The organism is Ruegeria sp. CF2 (assembly GCF_056537385.1).
This window is the reverse complement of record NZ_JBQFRL010000001.1, coordinates 1428858-1445336: the sequence shown is the minus strand read 5'-3', so window position 1 is coordinate 1445336 and position 16479 is coordinate 1428858. Positions and strand designations below refer to the sequence as shown.

The 16479-nt window shown below is 64.0% G+C and carries 16 protein-coding genes; 8 read left to right on the top strand and 8 right to left on the bottom strand.

Translation table 11 applies throughout. The annotated features are described in order from the left end of the window. Nucleotides 1-58: 58 nt before the first annotated feature. From rsmA to lptG, 5 genes are all read right to left on the bottom strand, one after another. Nucleotides 59-901 (bottom strand): 16S rRNA (adenine(1518)-N(6)/adenine(1519)-N(6))-dimethyltransferase RsmA, encoded by an 843-nt coding sequence (gene rsmA, locus ACR0IR_RS07145; protein WP_170363315.1) that lies wholly within the window; start codon nucleotides 899-901, stop codon nucleotides 59-61. A gap of 84 nt (nucleotides 902-985) precedes the next feature. Continuing rightward, the gene (gene pdxA / locus ACR0IR_RS07140; protein WP_170363316.1) at nucleotides 986-1951 is read right to left on the bottom strand and encodes a 4-hydroxythreonine-4-phosphate dehydrogenase PdxA; all 966 of its coding nucleotides are present in this window, start codon (nucleotides 1949-1951) and stop codon (nucleotides 986-988) included. Further along, the gene (locus tag ACR0IR_RS07135) at nucleotides 1948-3201 is read right to left on the bottom strand and encodes a peptidylprolyl isomerase (protein WP_170363317.1); all 1254 of its coding nucleotides are present in this window, start codon (nucleotides 3199-3201) and stop codon (nucleotides 1948-1950) included. The genes pdxA and ACR0IR_RS07135 overlap by 4 nt, the downstream gene beginning before the upstream one ends. Further along, nucleotides 3192-5360 carry an LPS-assembly protein LptD gene (locus ACR0IR_RS07130; RefSeq protein WP_170363318.1) on the bottom strand — a complete coding sequence of 723 codons (2169 nt, stop codon included), beginning with the start codon at nucleotides 5358-5360 and terminating at the stop codon, nucleotides 3192-3194. The genes ACR0IR_RS07135 and ACR0IR_RS07130 overlap by 10 nt, the downstream gene beginning before the upstream one ends. Next, nucleotides 5360-6460 carry an LPS export ABC transporter permease LptG gene (gene lptG / locus ACR0IR_RS07125; protein ID WP_170363319.1) on the bottom strand — a complete coding sequence of 367 codons (1101 nt, stop codon included), beginning with the start codon at nucleotides 6458-6460 and terminating at the stop codon, nucleotides 5360-5362. The genes ACR0IR_RS07130 and lptG overlap by 1 nt, the downstream gene beginning before the upstream one ends. 228 nt (nucleotides 6461-6688) lie before the next feature. On the opposite strand from lptG, the gene ACR0IR_RS07120 reads away from it, so the two are divergent. Genes ACR0IR_RS07120 through ACR0IR_RS07110 form a run of 3 tightly spaced genes read left to right on the top strand, consistent with a single transcriptional unit; the run spans nucleotide 6689 to nucleotide 9724 of the window. Further along, entirely contained in the window at nucleotides 6689-8155 is a 1467-nt protein-coding gene (locus ACR0IR_RS07120; RefSeq protein WP_093962283.1) for a leucyl aminopeptidase, read from the top strand. Between the two features lie 4 nt (nucleotides 8156-8159). Then, the gene (locus tag ACR0IR_RS07115; protein WP_170358951.1) at nucleotides 8160-8621 is read left to right on the top strand and encodes a DNA polymerase III subunit chi; all 462 of its coding nucleotides are present in this window, start codon (nucleotides 8160-8162) and stop codon (nucleotides 8619-8621) included. Between the two features lie 56 nt (nucleotides 8622-8677). Next, complete coding sequence (locus ACR0IR_RS07110) at nucleotides 8678-9724, top strand: aldo/keto reductase (RefSeq protein ID WP_170363320.1); 1047 nt, start codon at nucleotides 8678-8680, stop codon at nucleotides 9722-9724. 70 nt (nucleotides 9725-9794) lie between these two features. On the opposite strand, the gene ACR0IR_RS07105 is transcribed toward ACR0IR_RS07110, so the two are convergent. Further along, nucleotides 9795-10781, bottom strand: coding sequence for a GlxA family transcriptional regulator (locus ACR0IR_RS07105; RefSeq protein WP_170363321.1), 987 nt, complete (start codon nucleotides 10779-10781; stop codon nucleotides 9795-9797). Between the two features lie 133 nt (nucleotides 10782-10914). On the opposite strand from ACR0IR_RS07105, the gene bcoG reads away from it, so the two are divergent. From bcoG to ACR0IR_RS07090, 3 genes are all read left to right on the top strand, one after another. After that, nucleotides 10915-11829, top strand: coding sequence for a 3-dehydrocarnitine:acetyl-CoA trimethylamine transferase BcoG (gene bcoG, locus ACR0IR_RS07100; protein ID WP_170363322.1), 915 nt, complete (start codon nucleotides 10915-10917; stop codon nucleotides 11827-11829). Between the two features lie 81 nt (nucleotides 11830-11910). Beyond that, entirely contained in the window at nucleotides 11911-13374 is a 1464-nt protein-coding gene (locus ACR0IR_RS07095) for a carnitine 3-dehydrogenase (protein WP_170363323.1), read from the top strand. Then, on the top strand, nucleotides 13371-14132 hold the full coding sequence (locus ACR0IR_RS07090) for an SDR family oxidoreductase (protein ID WP_170363324.1): 762 nt from the start codon (nucleotides 13371-13373) through the stop codon (nucleotides 14130-14132). The genes ACR0IR_RS07095 and ACR0IR_RS07090 overlap by 4 nt, the downstream gene beginning before the upstream one ends. Here the strand turns inward: ACR0IR_RS07090 and ACR0IR_RS07085 are convergent. Next, the gene (locus tag ACR0IR_RS07085) at nucleotides 14129-14311 is read right to left on the bottom strand and encodes a hypothetical protein (protein WP_093962276.1); all 183 of its coding nucleotides are present in this window, start codon (nucleotides 14309-14311) and stop codon (nucleotides 14129-14131) included. The genes ACR0IR_RS07090 and ACR0IR_RS07085 overlap by 4 nt on opposite strands. Nucleotides 14312-14401: 90 nt before the next feature. Continuing rightward, nucleotides 14402-15268: a helix-turn-helix domain-containing protein gene (locus ACR0IR_RS07080; protein ID WP_170363325.1), complete on the bottom strand. Its 867-nt coding sequence runs from the start codon at nucleotides 15266-15268 to the stop codon at nucleotides 14402-14404. 110 nt (nucleotides 15269-15378) lie between these two features. Here ACR0IR_RS07080 and ACR0IR_RS07075 point away from each other — a divergent pair, with 110 nt between their 5' ends. After that, a complete protein-coding gene (locus tag ACR0IR_RS07075; RefSeq protein WP_149774534.1) occupies nucleotides 15379-15582 on the top strand; it encodes a DUF2061 domain-containing protein in 204 nt (67 codons plus the stop codon). Further along, on the top strand, nucleotides 15575-16477 hold the full coding sequence (locus tag ACR0IR_RS07070; RefSeq protein ID WP_170363326.1) for a fatty acid desaturase: 903 nt from the start codon (nucleotides 15575-15577) through the stop codon (nucleotides 16475-16477). The genes ACR0IR_RS07075 and ACR0IR_RS07070 overlap by 8 nt, the downstream gene beginning before the upstream one ends. The last annotated feature ends 2 nt before the right edge of the window (nucleotides 16478-16479 follow it).

Sequence of the window (16479 nt, the reverse complement as noted above, 5' to 3'; positions counted from 1 at the left end):
TTGCGCACAGAGTTCAAAGGCCCCGGTCAGAGATGTCCGGGGCCGTTTTCGTTCGGGATCAGGTTTTTTGTATCTCACGCGCCAGCGCGCAGAACGCTTCGAGCGATATCTGCTCGGCACGGTCGGTCGGCTTGATGCCGGCGGCGGTCAGGCGGTCCTCGATATCGGGGGCCATCCCCTTGAGCGAGGCGCGCAGCATCTTGCGGCGCTGATTGAACGCGGCGGCCACGACACGTGACAGAATACCGGCATCGGCCGGAAAGCGCGGTTCGGGCAGGGCGGTCAGGTGGACCACGGCGCTGCTGACCTTGGGCGGCGGCGTGAACGCACCGGGGGGCAGGGACATGGCGATGCGCGCCTCGGCCCGCCACTGGGCCAGGATCGCCAGCCGCCCATAAGCCTTGGTGCCGGGCTGCGCCACGATGCGCTCGGCCACCTCGCGCTGGAACATCAGGGTCAGGCTCTGCCAGAAGGGTGGCCATTCCGGCGGGGTCAGCCAGCGCACCAGCAGTTCCGTGCCCACATTGTAGGGCAGATTGGCCGCCACGCGGATGGGCGGCGTCAAGTGTTCGAGCGGATCGATTTCTAGAGCGTCGCCATTGATGACCTCGAGCCGCCCGGGATAGGCGGTAGCGATTTCCTGAAGTGCGGCGATGCAGCGGGTGTCTTTTTCCACCGCCACCACCTTGCGCGCACCTTCGGCCAGCAAACCGCGGGTCAGGCCTCCGGGGCCGGGACCGATCTCCAGCACGTCGCATTGGCTCAGGTCGCCGGCCTGCCGGGCGATCTTGGCCGTCAGGTTGAGATCGAGCAGGAAGTTCTGGCCCAGCGACTTGCGGGCCGAGAGCTGGTGCTTGGCGATGACCTCGCGCAGCGGGGGGAGGGTGTCGATTGCGCTCATGATCCGGTTACCGTGGCGCAGGGTGCAGGCGGCGCGCCAGAGAATTTTTGCCTTCGGCGGGGATATTTGGCGCCAGTTGAAGGATCAAGTGCTTTGTGCCATGCGTTGGGCGAGTTTCAGCGCCTCGATCAGGCTGGTGGGGTTGGCGATGCCTTTCCCGGCGATGTCGAGCGCGGTGCCGTGGTCGGGCGAGGTGCGGATGAAGGGCAGGCCCAGGGTAACGTTCACGCCATGGTCGAAATCGAGCGTCTTGATCGGGATCAGCGCCTGATCGTGATACATGGCGATGGCGGCATCGTAGCGAGCGCGCGCGGCGGCGTGGAACATCGTGTCGGCCGGGTGTGGGCCAGTGACGGTGTAACCGTCGGGGGTGAGATCGGCCAGCAGAGGGGCGATCCAGTCCAGTTCCTCGCGGCCCATCTTGCCGCCTTCGCCGGCATGGGGGTTGAGCCCGGCCACCGCGATGCGAGGATTCGGGATGCCGAATTGGCGGCGCAGGCCGTCGGCGGTGATCGCGATCGTGTCGCGCAGCAGGTCGGGCGTGAGCCGCGAGGGCACTTGCGACAGCGGGATGTGGATCGTGGCGGGCACCACGCGGAGTTGCTCGCTGGCCAGCATCATCACCACGCGGGAACGGCCTGCCAGCGCCGCCAGAAATTCGGTATGGCCAGGATAGGCGAAATCGGCGCCGTCGATCAGGGCCTTCTTGTGGATCGGTGCCGTGCAGAGGGCCGAGGCCGCGCCCGATTGCACCAGTGACACGCCGGTTTCGATGGCGTCTATCACCGAAGGCGCATTGGCTGGATCGGGGTGGCCGGGCAGGTTCGGGGCCGGAAAGGTCAGCGGCAACACCGGCAGCGCCTCTGCGCAGATGTCAGCCACTTGGGCCGGGTCTACGATCTCGGTCGTGGGGATGTCGTCGGGCAGGTGACCGGCGTCGCCGATGTAAAAGAATGGGCAGCTGTCGCGCAATGCGGTCCAAGCCTTGGCGGCGATCTCCGGACCGATGCCCGAAGGTTCTCCGCAGCTGAGCGCGATGGGCGCGGTCATTGCTCGATGATGGTGGCGTCGGCGCGCAGTTGTTCGACGAGGCTGTTGGCGAATGCCTGCAGGCGTTGCTGCGTCAGCGCGTTGGCCACGTCCTCGCGCGACGTGTCCTCACCCAGATCGCGCGTCCGATTGCACAGCATGAGGAACACCAGCGTCTGGCCGTTGTTTCGGGTCAGAGAGGTCGACACCTCGTTTGGGTCCAGCTTGGCGAGTTCCAGCGCGATGTCGCGCGGGATTTCGGACGGACTTGCCGAGACCCGGTCGAGTACCTCGGGCGGTTGCCCCTTGGCGATGCCGTACAGGTCGTCGCAGGTATCCACCGTTTCCTTCAGTTCGGCGGCTGTTTGCAGTGTTTCGGGGCTGAGTCCGCCAGGCAGGTAATAGGCCGCATAGTCGATCTTGGAGAACCGCGGCGTGCTGGCGGCCACTTCTCGCAGGCCGCGCATCTGGAACAGGGCTACGGCGTTGGGCAGGCTCAGCGGGGCCGTGACCTCGCCATTCTTCAGGCCAAGGATAACCGGTTGCAGCGCCGGAGGCAGGTTGCTGACGTTCAACCAGTCCAGGCGTCCGCCATTTTCGCGTGTCGGCGCTGCCGAGTACTGCGTGGCGGCGGCCGAAAACGCATCGATGGTTTCGACACGGGCGATCTCGTCGGCCAAGGCCTCGGCCTGTGCCAAGGTCTGCGCATTCACGGGGATGATGATTTCGGACAGCAAAACCTGGAGACCGCCACCGCCGGTCTGACCCATTGCACGGTCGATCTCGTCGTCCGTCGGACGGGCCTGAGAGATAAAGCGGGCGCTGACATAGTCGCGCCATGCCAGCTGACTGGATACGTAATCCCGCACGGTTTCCCGGTCGATACCCGCGTCAGCCAGCGCCTTCAGGAATTGATCCGGGGTCAGCTGACCACGCGAAGCGAATTCGTCGATCGCAACCTGAATGTCTTCGGGTGTGGGCTGGATACCGGCTTCGCGCATCGCCTGTTTGCGCAGGCGTTCGTCGATCAGCGCCTTGCGGACTTCGGCCTCCGAGCTGCCGGGGATACCCAGAATTTCGAGAAACCGCTGGCGCTGATCCAGTTCGTACCAAGTGACGATATCCTGATTCACGCGGATCGCCGGTGAAAACAAGCTTTGCGCGGGGGCTTGCTGAGGCGCAACTGCCAGCATGGCGACCGCGAGGCCGGGCGCAAATGCCGTCAGCCAACGGGAACGAAAGAACCTGGAAAAACCTGAAATCAGCTGCATTTTCTTTTATACTTCTTGCCCCCGCCTTCAACGGCGTATCCTGTCAGTGCAACGGTAAAGCCGAATTCCGTCGAAGGCTCAATACTTGATGTCGAAGTATATCGCCGGCTGACGGACATGTTAACCTGCACACATTCATTTTCATACGTCACACCCAAGCCCAGCCGCAGCGGTTCGGATTCTGCCAGATCATAGCGGGCCAGGGCGTTGGCTCTCCAGTTTTCATCCAGTCGTTGACGTGCGGTCAACCGTATCTCGGATGTTTCCATGTCAAGGTTTTCGGCCGGGTCCGGCTGCTGCCAGATATAGCTTCCGCCCAGTTGGGTCCCCTCGTTGGCCCAGGTTCCGCGCAATTCAGCCTTGGTAAAGCTGAAATCGCCATCCATCAATCCGCGTGCGGCCAGCGTCAGGCCATTGTTCGTCTTGATCTGCCCCGCCAGCAGCAGGTCGGACGAAGTTCCCTGCAGGCCGGACGTAGCGGTGAAGTTCGGATCGGCGGTTGAGCGGAAGACCTGGCCGACCGTGGCCAATGCCCGCCAACCGCCCGGGGCATACCGAGCCCAGTTCACGCCCACGACCGCGGTCGTGCCGTCTTCGCGTCGGTCCTCGGCCGGAAAGCGCGACAGGGACAACAGGTTGCCCTGGTCAAATTCCTGGAAGGTGCTTTCGTCATCGGGCACATCGGTGTCCGAAACATGGGTCCAGCCAAACTGCGCGATCGGCTCAAGAAACTGGGTCGCGCCAGAGGCTTCGCGCCGGGTCATCGGATAGCGAAGTGTCAAAGCCGCACGCGGGGTCGACCGGGTGATCTGGTCGGGGTAGGCGCTGTCGTTGCGAATGTCGAACGTGTCGACTGAAGCCCCCAGTTCAGCATCCGCGCGCAGCCCGGAGGCAAAGGTCCAGCTGCGCAGCCACTGGGCGTCGAATGTGGCGCGGGCCACATCGCGCCCGATGGTATCCTCGTCGCTGGTCCGGGTGTGGGTGTGCGTGACGAAGCCCAACCGCACCTCACCGCCGACAGCGGACGCGGGGAAATAGCGTTTCTGGTAGAACAGATCGAAGACCTGCGACGGGATCTCATCCTGTTCTTCGCTGTCGCGCAGGGTCTTGTAGTGAATGAAGCTGGTCCGAAACGCCGTGTCGCGTTTGATGCGCTCAAGCGCGATCTCGCTGCGCAGGCGGTCATAGTCAGGCAGCCCATAGTCTGCCAAGTATGAGTCGTCCGATGCGGTCTGGACGTCAAAGGTGAGCCGGAAGTCGTTCGGAAGATTGAACCAGCCATTCGCAAAGAAATAGCCCCGATCCTGCTCCTGCTGGACATCGTCGCGGGTATAGGCCCCTTCAAACTGGATGCGGCCGTTCTTGAAGGCCTGCCGGTAGCGATAGCCAAGCGTCGTGGTCTTGGACGACAGGTAGGGGGTCAGCGTCAGATCCCTGTGATCGCCCAGTTTGAAGAAATACGGCGTCTTGACGCCGGTACCCAACTGCGAGGTCGTGCGGATTGACGGCACCAGAAATCCGGTTGCCCTGTCCAGTGTCGGGTCCGGCAGCCGCAGGGTTGGAAAGTAGAAAACCGGCACATCCAGAATGCGGAACTGGGCGCCCTCGAAATACAACTGCCGTTCGAGCTGATCATGCGTGACCTTGCGGGCCCGGATCTGCCAGAGGGGCGGCCGACCGTCGGCGCAGACATGGCAAGACGTGGCCGAGACCTTGCTGAACTGCGTGTAGCGTCCTGCCGCACGGGTCGCCTGAACCGACGCGATCTGCACCTGCTGATCGAACACCAGCCGTGCGCCGGTCAACAACCCGTTCTGGATGCCGTCATCCAGTTGCGCTGAGTCCGCAAGGACGGTCGAGCGTCCGCCCTGATCGATCCGTATCGGACCTTCCAGCGTCAGTTCGCCCGACTCGCGGTCGAACACCACGCGCTGTGCGGACAGTTTGACGTCGCCCTGAAAGGCTTCGATATTGCCCTCGGCCACCAGTTTGCGATCCGGGGTGATGAAGATCCGGTCGGCCACCAGCAGGGCAGGCTGATCCTGCGGTTGTGCCGTGTCAGACGCGGGCGTAGTGGTCTCCGAGGTCTGGGCCAATGCCAGCCCCGGACCGGAAAAGAACACGGCACTGGACAAAAGAAGGGGCAGAAGGCGCCGCATCAACCGTCCTCCGCGTGCAGCAGAAGGCCGAGCGACAGCAAAATGGCCGCAAACGGTGGTGCCCAGGCCGCAATCACAATCGGCAATTGGCCGTTCTCTCCCAAAATCTGAGCGAAATTGCGCACGAAGTATACGCCGAACCCCAGAAGAACAGCCGTCAGCACGGCGACGCCGGTGCCGCCGAACCGCACATGCCGCATGGTGAAAGCCGCGCCGATCAACACCATCGAGATCAGGAAGAATGGGCGCGCCAGCTGCACCTGCAGCCAAACCTCGTATTGCTTGGTCGAAAAGCCCGCCTCGCGCAGGTCACGGATCAGTTGGGGCAGGTCATAGACCGAGACGCTGTCCTGTTGGCCCAAGGTTTCAAGGATGCGCTGACGGGTCAGCGAAGTGGGCAGCCGCAGGGTCTCATGCGTGACGGCATGGGTCTCGGGGTTGGTGTCGTTGGACAGGGGCCATTCCTTGGTGTTGCGCAGGATCCAGGCCCCGTCGTCGAGGCGAGCGCCGTCGGCGATGATTTGACGGGTCGGAAGACCTTCGGGCGAAAACGTGATGATGGTCACGTCGATCAATTCAAGCTCGGCGTCGTTGGTCGATGCGCGGGCATGGATCACCGATTGGCCCTGCGGCGAGCCCTGACGCAGCCAAAGCCCATCGCGGCTGATCGAGAGGGCGGAACTGCCGCCGTTTTTGTATAGATCCGAGAAATGCCGGTACTGCTCGGACGTGGCCGCCGCAATCGGGTTCAGCAGGGCCACCGCCAGAGTTCCGATTATCAGCGCCAGAAGGACCGGTGCCAACAGCGCGCGGATACCCGAGCGGCCGATCGCCCGGGTCACCACCAACTCCGAGCTGCGTGCGAGTCCGACAAATAGGGCAATGGTCGACAGGATCATCAACAGCGGCAGCATCTCGCTGATCGCAGCGGGTGTGTTCAACAGCGTCAGCTGCAGAACCTGGCCAAATGACAGGTCGGCGTCATTGAACCGACGGGCCTGTTCGATCAGGTCGATCAGGATCATCAGTGTCAGGAAGATGGCCCCAATCACCAGAAAGCTCTGCAAAAAGCGGCGGGCGAAGTACCGGTCCAGAATCACGGCCGCATCCCCGGCACGTGGCGTCCAGCAGGCCTGTTGCCAGAATCGCCAAGGCACAAAAACATGCGCGACGGCCTATGCCTGCCGAATGATGCCAAGTTTTCTCCCCCGAGCCTGCCGGTCATTTTGGCGCGACCTTAATGCAATTGGCGGGCGGGGAAAACTGCTATCTGGTCAATGGCGGCGGCGCGGGCTAGGTCTGTGGGCAGAGTTTTTCAGGAGCAAGAAATGAGCAGTCTGGTACCGATCCGTTTTCAAGCCTTCGAACTGGACCTGATGGCGCAGGCCCAAGGCCGGGTGGCCATTCTCATTCCCGCCGATGGCAAGATGAACCCCGCCGCGCGCCGCGCAAACCGACTGACCCGTGGTGCCGTGGCCCGGCTGGTGGAAAGCGACCGTTTCGCCAAGGTCAAGACTGGCGACGTGATCTCGTTGGCTTGGCCCGGCGGGATGGAGGCAGAGGCATTGGACATTCTCGTCCTGCCACGCCGCCCCGAACCGGACGAAGCCCGCAAGGGCGGTGCTGCGCTGGCCAAGCTGGCAGGTGGCAAGGACCTGCTGGTCATGGCGGGCAACCAGGTCCGGACCGAGGAACTGGCCCTGGGCATTGCCCTGCGCAGCTATGATTTCGACGCACACAAAACCAAGGACGATGACGCAAAGGGCGCGGTGACCATCTGCCACGCCAAGCCCGAAGACGCCGAGGCCGCCTTCGCACCGCTCTATGCAGTGGCTGATGGTGTGCGCATGACCCGCGACCTGACGAACGAACCCGCCAACATCCTGACGACGACCGAATTTGCCAACCGTCTGAAAGAGATGGAGGAGTTGGGCCTGAAGGTCGAGGTGCTGGACGAAGACAAACTGGCCGAGTTGGGCATGCGGACCCTGCTGAGCGTCGGGCAAGGCTCGGACAGCCCCTCGAAAGTCGTCGTGATGCAGTGGAATGGCGGCGATGCCGATGACGCGCCGCTGGCTCTGGTCGGCAAGGGGGTCGTTTTCGATACTGGAGGTATCTCGATCAAACCGGCCGCGGGCATGGAAGAGATGACCATGGACATGGGCGGCGCAGGCGTCGTTGCGGGCACCATGCGCGCATTGGCCAAGCGTAAGGCCAAGGCCAATGTCGTGGGCCTGGTCGGGCTCGTCGAGAACATGCCCTCGGGCAGTGCCACGCGGCCGGGCGACGTCGTCAAGTCGATGAAGGGCGATACGGTCGAGATCATCAACACCGATGCCGAGGGACGTTTGGTGCTGTGTGACGTCATGTGGTACGCGCAGGAGCGGTTCAATCCGGTCGGCATGATCGATCTGGCCACCCTGACCGGCGCCATCATCATCGGGCTGGGGCATGAAAACGCAGGCGTGTTTTCCAACAACGACACCTTCTGTGACGCGTTCCTCAAAGCGGCCCGGGCCGAGGATGAAGGCGCGTGGCGTATGCCGCTGGGGCAGGCTTATGACGATCTGCTGAAGTCGCGCATCGCGGACATGAAGAACGTGGGCGGCCGGCCGGCCGGTTCGATCACCGCAGCGCAGTTTCTGCAGCGTTTCGTCAAGGAAGAAACACCCTGGATCCATTTGGATATCGCGGGCGTGGCCTCGGTCGCGGCGGAAACGTCCTATGCGCCCAAGGGCGCCACGGGTTGGGGCGTCCGTGCGCTCAGCCGTTTCGTGCAGGACAATTTCGAGTAGGTCGATGGGCGCCGTCTACTTCTACCACCTGACCCGCCATCCACTTGAGCAGACATTGCCGGTGTTGCTGGACAAGGCCCGGCAGGCCGGGTGGCGGATTGCGGTGCGAGGCACTGACCCTGCGCGGATGGACTGGCTGGACGAAAGGCTTTGGCTGGGCCCCGAAGACGCGTTTCTGCCGCATGGGCAGGCAGGTGGGCCGCATGACGCGGTTCAGCCGATTCTGCTGACCACCGAGGCTGACGCTGCCAACAACCCGTCTTGCCTGATGGCGGTGGACGGGGCCGAGGTGACGCCGGATGAGGTGACCGCCTCGGAGCGGGTTTGCATCCTGTTCGATGGCAACGATCCAAGCGCGGTGGATCATGCGCGCGGTCAATGGAAGACGCTGACCGCGGCGGGTTGCGCGGCGCAGTATTGGTCGGAGGAATCCGGCCGCTGGGAGAAAAAGGCCGAATCCGGCTGACACGGGACCGAAATCAGATTGCAGGCGTGGCGATCCGCGCGACAGGAGATTGATTGATGAAAATGAAACCGTTGGGCCGCACGGGCATCCAGGTCTCGGACCTGTGCCTCGGAACCATGACATTCGGCACGCAGACCCCCGAGGCGGATGCGCATCGTCAGATCGACACGGCGCTGGCGGCCGGGATCAATTTCCTTGATGCCGCCGAGATGTATCCGGTCAACCCGATCACCAAGGAGACCGTGGGCAAGACCGAGCAGATCATCGGCAACTGGAATGCGGCACATCCGGCCCGCCGCGGAAGCTATGTTCTGGCGACCAAGCACTCGGGGGCCGGCTTCACGCATGCGCGGGACGGAGCACCGATCTCGGCCAGCACGATCCCCGGGGCCATCGAGGGATCGTTGCGGCGTCTGCAGACCGACTACATCGACCTGTACCAATTTCACTGGCCCAACCGAGGCAGTTACATGTTCCGGCAGAACTGGGACTATGACCCCTCGGGCGGCGACAGGCAGGCGGTTCTGGACAACATGCGCGAATGCCTCGAGGCGCTGCAGTCGCAGGTGGACAAGGGCAATATCCGCGCCTTCGGCCTGTCGAACGAAAGCGCCTGGGGAACCGCCCAGTGGCTGCGCTTGTCGGAAGAGATGGGTGCGCCGCGGGTGGCCTCGGTCCAGAATGAGTATTCCCTGCTGTGCCGCCTGTATGACACCGACATGGCCGAGTTGAGCGCCTATGAGGATGTGGGTCTGTTGGCCTTCTCGCCACTGGCCGCCGGATTTCTGACCGGCAAGTATCAGGGCGGGGCGGTGCCCGAGGGATCGCGCATGTCGATCGTGCCGCAGATGGGCGGGCGCAAAGGCGACCGGGTTTTCGACGCGGTCGAAGCCTATCTGGCGATTGCCGCTAAACACGGGCTGGACCCGGTGCACATGGCGCTGGCCTGGTGCCAGGCGCGGCCATTCATGACCTCGGTCATCTTCGGCGCGACCACGCAGGCGCAGCTGGAGCGGATCCTGGAGGGGCGGGATGTCGTGCTGTCCGATGAGGTTATGGCCGAGATCAACGCGGCCCATCGCGCGCATCCGATGCCGTATTGAGGGATGGGGGCGCTGCGCCCGTCGCCGTGGCCAACTCCCCCCAAATCTATGACCAGATGAAGCTCGCCCGTCAGTGATGGGTGGGCTGGGTGCGGTCCTGCCTGAGGTCGCGGGCGGATAGTCCATGCGCCGTGCGGAAAGCGCGCGCAAAGCTGGATTGGGACGTGAACCCCGTGGCCAGTGCCACATCCATCAGCGCCATGTCGGTGTCGGTGACCAGACGGCGGGCTTCGGCCAGGCGCAGTTGCAAATAGTGGTCCTGTGGCGTGGTGTTGAGGCGCAGGCGGAATTGCTGCTGCAGGGTGCGCGGGCTGGTTCCCAAGGCCTGTGCGATCTCAGCCAGGGGCAGCGGATCGTCCAGCGCGGCCTGCATGATCGCGTTGGCGCGGGCAGTCAGAGCGCTGTGGCGATGCGGCGCGCCGGTGCGGCTCTGCGGTTTGCCGGGGTCGGGGGCGCCTTCGTAGAGGAACAGGCCCGAGACACGGGCCGCGAAGCCGGCGCCGTGGCGTGCGGCGATGATATGCAGCATCATCTCGACCGCGGGGATCGCGCCGCCCGAGGTCAGGCGGTTGCCGGACACGGTGAACCGGTCGGGGCGCACGTCGACTTCGGGGAAACGGGTGGCGAAGGTCTCGAGATCCTCCCAATGGGTGGTGGCGGCGTGACCGTCAAGCAGCCCCGCTTCGGCCAGCAGCCAGGGGCCTCCGTCGATGCCCGCCATCGTGGCACCGGTATTGGCGATGCGGCGCAGCCCGGCCAGCAGGCCGGGGGTGGCGTGGCGCACCAGATTGAACCCCGCGATCACGATCATCAGGTCACAGTGGTCGAGACGCGCCAGCGGGATGCCCGGCACTTGCAGCGCGCTGGTCAGCATCGCCGGCTCGGGCGTGGCGGTCACGTAGTCCCAGTCGAAGGCCGGGCGGTCGGCCAGCCGGTTGGCGGCGCGCATCGGGTCCACCGCCGAGGCGAAGCTGAGCGTGTTGCACTCGTCCAGCACCAGAACGGCGGTTTTCAGCGCGCGGTGCTCGGGCTGGAGGATGTTTTTTGCGGATTTCATCAAGTCTGATTCGCATTCTGGCAAGTTGTCTGGTCAAGGCTGCGCCAGAGTCGGGGCCAGACGCAAATCGGAATCCGGGGAGAAGCCTGGGGAAAACCCATGGCGAAGCCCGGTATAACCTGGGGATAACACCATGCCTTTGGAAATGAACCGCGAAGTCTTCATCACCTGCGCCGTGACCGGCTCGGGTGGGACGCAGGATCGCAGCCCACATGTGCCGCGTTCACCCAAGCAGATCGCCGAAAGCGCCATCGCGGCGGCCAAGGCCGGGGCCGCGGTGGTGCATTGCCATGTGCGCGACCCCGAAACCGGCGCGCCCAGCCGCCGTCTGGACCTGTATCGCGAGGTGACCGACCGCATCCGCGACGCCGAGGTGGACGTGGTTCTGAACCTGACCGCCGGCATGGGCGGTGACATCGTGTTCGGTGGGGTCGAAGCTCCGTTTCCCGTGGCCGAGGGGACCGACATGATCGGTGCGTCGGAACGCGTGGCCCATGTGGCCGAATGTCTGCCCGAGATCTGCACGCTGGATTGCGGCACCATGAACTTTGCCGAGGCCGACTATGTGATGACCAACACGCCGGGCGCGTTGCGGGCGATGGGGCAGATGATGACTGATCTGGGCGTGAAGCCCGAGATCGAGGCCTTTGACACCGGCCATCTGTGGTTTGCCAAGCAACTGGTGAAAGAGGGCGTTCTGGCCCCGAACGCGCTGGTGCAGCTGTGCATGGGCGTGCCGTGGGGCGCGCCGGATGACCTGAACACCTTCATGGCGATGGTGAACAACGTGCCCAACGACTGGACATTCAGCGCGTTCTCGCTGGGGCGGCATCAGATGGCCTATGTGGCGGCCTCGGTTCTGGCGGGCGGCAACGTGCGCGTGGGGCTCGAGGACAACCTGTGGCTGGACAAGGGGGTGCTGGCCGAAAACTGGCAACTGGTCGAGCGCGCCGGAACGATCATCGAGAACATGGGCGCGCGGGTGATCGGCCCGGCCGAGGTGCGCGAGAAGCTGGGATTGGTCAAACGGGCGCCTGTGGCGTCCTGACGGGCGGGGCTACCCTCACAAAATCTGTCGAACAACGATGGCCCCCGGTGCGGCTTGGACGTTCGGGGCGAAGGAGAGAAGATGAAGACGGCAGCGATCATCGGTGGTGGCGTGATCGGCGGCGGATGGGCCGCGCGGTTTCTGCTGAATGGTTGGGATGTACGGGTGTTCGACCCGGACCCCGAGGCCGAGCGCAAGATCGGCGAGGTCCTGGACAACGCGCGGCGGTCGCTGCCCGGGCTGAGCGATGTGCCGCTGCCGCCCGAAGGCGCGCTGAGCTTTCATGGCGACATGGCCGACGCGGTGCAGGGGGCCACTTGGATACAGGAGAGCGTGCCCGAGCGTCTGGATCTGAAGCGGAAGGTCTACAATGGGCTACAGGAGGCCTGTGATCCGGGGGCGATCATCGGGTCCTCGACCAGCGGGTTCAAACCATCCGAGCTGCAGGAAGGCGCGCTGCGGCCCGAACAGATCGTGGTGACGCACCCGTTCAACCCGGTCTATCTGCTGCCGCTGGTCGAATTGGTGCCCTCGGCCGTCAACCCGCCCGAACTGGTAGCGCAGGCCAAGGACGTGTTGCGCTCGGTCGGTTTTTTCCCGCTGCAGGTCCGCAAGGAGATCGACGCGCATATCGCCGACCGGTTCCTCGAGGCCGTCTGGCGCGAGGCGCTGTGGCTGGTCAAGGACGGCGTGGCCACGACCGAGGAGGTGGACGAGGCGATCCGGATGGGCTTTGGCATCCGCTGGGCGCAGATGGGCCTGTTCGAGACCTATCGCGTGGCCGGGGGCGAGGCCGGGATGCGGCACTTCATGGCCCAGTTCGGCCCGGCGCTGAAATGGCCCTGGACCAAGCTGATGGATGTGCCCGAGTTCACCGATGATTTGGTCGATATGATCGCCGACCAGTCGGACGCGCAATCGGGGATGCACTCGATCCGCGAGTTGGAGCGCATTCGTGACAACAATCTGGTGGGCATGATGCGGGCGCTGAAGGCGCGCGACTGGGGCGCGGGGGCAGTGCTGAACCAGCATGACGCGCTGCTGAAGTCGGGTGCCCTGCCGACGCTGGAACAGGCGGATCTGAGCCAGCCGATCCTGACGCTGGCCCGCGCGGTGCCGCTGGACTGGACCGATTACAACGGTCACATGAACGAGGCGCGGTATCTCGAGGCCTTTGCCGCAGCGACCGACCGTTTCATGGAGATCATCGGCTGCGATACCGACTACATCGCCTCGGGCGGCAGCTATTTCACGGCTGAAAATCACATCCGGTATCTGGACGAGGCCCATGCCGGGGCGAGAATCGAGGTGCGCACGCAGATGCTGTTGGGGCAGGGCAAGAAGCTGCACCTGTTCCACAGCATGTACGAGGGCGACAAACTGCTGGCCACGGGCGAGAGCTTTCTGCTGCATGTCAGCTTGGAAACCCGTCGGCCCTGTGCGCCGTCGCCGCAGATCGAAGCCGCAATGGCCCGCATCGCCGAAGCGCAGGCCGGGTTGCCCTATCCCGAGGGCGCAGGGGCGGCCATCCGCAAACCGGCATGACGGGGCGGGTTCTGATCACCGCCGGGGCTTCGGGCGTGGGGCGCGCGATGGCCGAAGCGTTCGACGCCGCCGGCGCGCAGGTCTGGGTGGCGGATGTGGACGCGGCTGCGCTACAGGCCTGCCCGGATCACTGGGGGCGGTCGCAGGTCGATGTGTCTGATGAGGCCGCCGTTGCAGCGCTTTTCAACGAGATCGCGGCGCAGTGGGGCGGATTGGACGTTCTGTGCGCGAATGCGGGGGTCGCGGGGCCGACCGCATTGGTCGAAGATGTGGCGCTAAGCGATTGGCAAAAATGTATTTCCGTCAATCTGGACGGGGCGTTTCTGTGCGCGAAATACGCGGCGCCGATGCTCAAACGGCAGGGGCGCGGCGTGGTGCTGATCACATCCTCGACCGCCGGGCAGTACGGCTATCCCAACCGTGCGCCTTATGCAGCGGCGAAATGGGCGGTGATCGGGTTGGGCAAGACCCTGGCGATGGAGCTGGGGCCGCACGGCGTGCGGTGCAACGTCATCTGCCCCGGCGCGGTGGAAGGCCCTCGGATGGAGGGCGTGCTGCAGCGCGAAGCGACCGCCAAGGGCATGACCCGCGATCAGGTCTATCAGGGCTATGCGGCGGGTACTTCGATGGGCCGCTTCGTCGAAGCGCATGACATTGCCGCGATGGCGGTGTTCCTGGCCTCGGATGCGGCACGGCTGGTGTCGGGGCAGGTCATCGCCGTCGATGGGCACACCGTGAACCCCGACCCCAAGCTTTAGCCCTGGTTGGGGCCGCGCATCTGACGGATCGAGGCGCGAACGGCCTGCCAGTTCTGTGCCTCTTCCACGTTTCCGGCGGCTTCGAATTCGCGGGCTTTCTGGGCGGCTTCGGCCTCGGCCTTGTCGCCATGCGCCGAGTAGAGGGCGCGCGCGTATTGAGCGGTTTTGAGAGCGTCCATTCCTGATATCCTCCTTTTGGTCGGATCGTTCGGATTTTCGCGCACCTCAATATAGGGGATCGGGTGGGAAATTGCACCTGTTGGCTTGTGTTACCCTGCCGAAATGGCCGCGCGCAGTTGGCGCAGGTGAATCGGGAAATGCCGGGCAGTCAGATCAGCTTCGCGGACCAAGGTATCGAAATGGCGCGTAAAAACCTCGATCCGGTCCCGGTCGCGGAAGGCCATGTAGTGGCTGCCGGCATAGAACACGCAGAGCAGCGGACCGAAGATGGTGACCGGCGCGGAATAGAGCCGCTTGGCATCGAACAGGTAGATGCGCATGCGCGGATACAGCTGTTCGCACAGCTCCAGCATATGATCGATCTGGTCCAGCCGCACCTGCAGGGGCAGCCCGTCATAATAGCCGGTGCCACAAACAAAGCTGTGAATCTCATACAGCGGCATGGCTATTTCATAGTCGGACTGGGCCCCGCGCATCCAGGTCAGGCGGTCCTCGGAGGCGCCGATGGCCTGGTCGGCGGTTCGGCCCAGATGCGGCGCATATTCCCATTCCAGCACGGCGCGGGTTTTCAGCATGTCGGGCAGGGTGGCCGGAACATAGCGGATTTTGTAGCCGGCGGCCTCCTGATGCCATTCAAAGATGCGCTCGTCGACCAGGGCGCGGGGTGCCTCGGTCATGGTCAGAGAACTGGCCAGCAGCTCGGCCGCGCTCTCGGGTCGGTTCGAGAGGCTGAGCAGCCAATCCGCCGACACCCCCAGAGCCGAGGCGCAGCTGCCCACGACATGGGCGTTGGGCAGGCGTGCGCCCGTATCGGTCAGCAACTGGGAAACGGTTGAGCGATCGACCCCGACGGTGCGCGCCAGCGCGCTTTGGCTCATCTTCCGCTGGTCCATCGCGCGGGCCAGGCGCAGGCGGAACTGCGCGGCGCGGTCTCGTTTGTCGAAATTTTCCTGCATGTGGTGATAAATATCACGGTCGCTGAGATTTGTTAATCATATTCGGAATTCTCGACAGGGCCGGCGGCAGGTAACGCTTATGTGAAAACCAAAAAAGACTGGGGACCGGAATGGAAACGCGGCGAAGATCTGTCGTGAAGGCAATCATTTGGAATGCGATGGGCCTTGCGGTCATGACCGTGGTGGGGCTGATCGCCACCGGCTCGGCCGCCGTCGGAGGCGTATTGGCGGTGGTGAACACGGCCATCGGGCTGACGCTCTACGTGATTTACGAACGCATCTGGGCCGGAATTTCTTGGGGGCGGCATGGCTGAGCCGACCACCCCAAAATCCCCCGAATGGCCGACCTTTGCCCTGATCGTAGCCTGCTATGCCCTTTGGCTGATTGCGATTTTCGGCGTGGCGGCGTGTTCGCTGTGGCTGGCGGTGCCGATGATGGGTGTCGTCGCGGCGCTGCATTCTTCGCTGACGCATGAAGCGCTGCACGGCCACCCGTTCCGTGCAAAGTGGTTGAACGAGGCGCTGATGGCGCTGCCGCTGACCCTGTTCATCCCCTACAACCGCTTCCGCGATCTGCATCTGGCGCACCATCAGGATGCCAACCTGACCGACCCCTATGACGATCCGGAGTCCAACTATCTGGACCCGGCGGTCTGGATCAGGCTGCCGCGGTGGCAGCGGTGGGTCTATCAGGCGAACAACACGCTGTTGGGGCGCATGGCGCTGGGTCCGATCATCGGCCAGTTGGCTTTTCTGCGCGACGACTGGCGCGGCGCAGTGCGCGGGGGACGTGACATTTGGCTGGCCTGGGCCTTGCATCTGCCGGGCGTGGCGGTGGTTCTGTGGGTCGTGGCGCAATCAGCGATGCCGGTCTGGGCCTTTGTCCTTTCGGCCTATCTGGGACTTGCGCTGGTCAAGATCCGCACCTTTCTGGAACACCGCGCGCACGAAAAGTCGCGCGCCCGCACGGTGATTGTCGAAGACCGAGGGCCGCTTGCCTTTCTGTTTCTGAACAACAACTTGCACGTCGTTCATCACATGAACCCGGCGGCGCCATGGTATCGGTTGCCCGCGCTCTATCGCCGAGGGAAAGAGCGCTATCTGGCCTGCAACGAGGCCTATGTCTATCGTTCCTACGGGCAGGTTTTCCGGCAGTATATCTGGCGCGCCAAGGATCCGGTGGCGCATCCGCTCTGGCCAAAACCTTGATT

Bases quoted from the DNA above. Each gene is read 5' to 3' on its own strand.
- rsmA (WP_170363315.1), bottom strand. From the start codon at position 901: ATGAGCGCAATCGACACCCTCCCCCCGCTGCGCGAGGTCATCGCCAAG.
- pdxA (WP_170363316.1), bottom strand. From the start codon at position 1,951: ATGACCGCGCCCATCGCGCTCAGCTGCGGAGAACCTTCGGGCATCGGT.
- ACR0IR_RS07135 (WP_170363317.1), bottom strand. From the start codon at position 3,201: ATGCAGCTGATTTCAGGTTTTTCCAGGTTCTTTCGTTCCCGTTGGCTG.
- ACR0IR_RS07130 (WP_170363318.1), bottom strand. From the start codon at position 5,360: ATGCGGCGCCTTCTGCCCCTTCTTTTGTCCAGTGCCGTGTTCTTTTCC.
- ACR0IR_RS07120 (WP_093962283.1), top strand. From the start codon at position 6,689: ATGAGCAGTCTGGTACCGATCCGTTTTCAAGCCTTCGAACTGGACCTG.
- ACR0IR_RS07115 (WP_170358951.1), top strand. From the start codon at position 8,160: ATGGGCGCCGTCTACTTCTACCACCTGACCCGCCATCCACTTGAGCAG.
- ACR0IR_RS07110 (WP_170363320.1), top strand. From the start codon at position 8,678: ATGAAAATGAAACCGTTGGGCCGCACGGGCATCCAGGTCTCGGACCTG.
- ACR0IR_RS07105 (WP_170363321.1), bottom strand. From the start codon at position 10,781: ATGAAATCCGCAAAAAACATCCTCCAGCCCGAGCACCGCGCGCTGAAA.
- bcoG (WP_170363322.1), top strand. From the start codon at position 10,915: ATGCCTTTGGAAATGAACCGCGAAGTCTTCATCACCTGCGCCGTGACC.
- ACR0IR_RS07095 (WP_170363323.1), top strand. From the start codon at position 11,911: ATGAAGACGGCAGCGATCATCGGTGGTGGCGTGATCGGCGGCGGATGG.
- ACR0IR_RS07090 (WP_170363324.1), top strand. From the start codon at position 13,371: ATGACGGGGCGGGTTCTGATCACCGCCGGGGCTTCGGGCGTGGGGCGC.
- ACR0IR_RS07085 (WP_093962276.1), bottom strand. From the start codon at position 14,311: ATGGACGCTCTCAAAACCGCTCAATACGCGCGCGCCCTCTACTCGGCG.
- ACR0IR_RS07080 (WP_170363325.1), bottom strand. From the start codon at position 15,268: ATGCAGGAAAATTTCGACAAACGAGACCGCGCCGCGCAGTTCCGCCTG.
- ACR0IR_RS07075 (WP_149774534.1), top strand. From the start codon at position 15,379: ATGGAAACGCGGCGAAGATCTGTCGTGAAGGCAATCATTTGGAATGCG.
- ACR0IR_RS07070 (WP_170363326.1), top strand. From the start codon at position 15,575: ATGGCTGAGCCGACCACCCCAAAATCCCCCGAATGGCCGACCTTTGCC.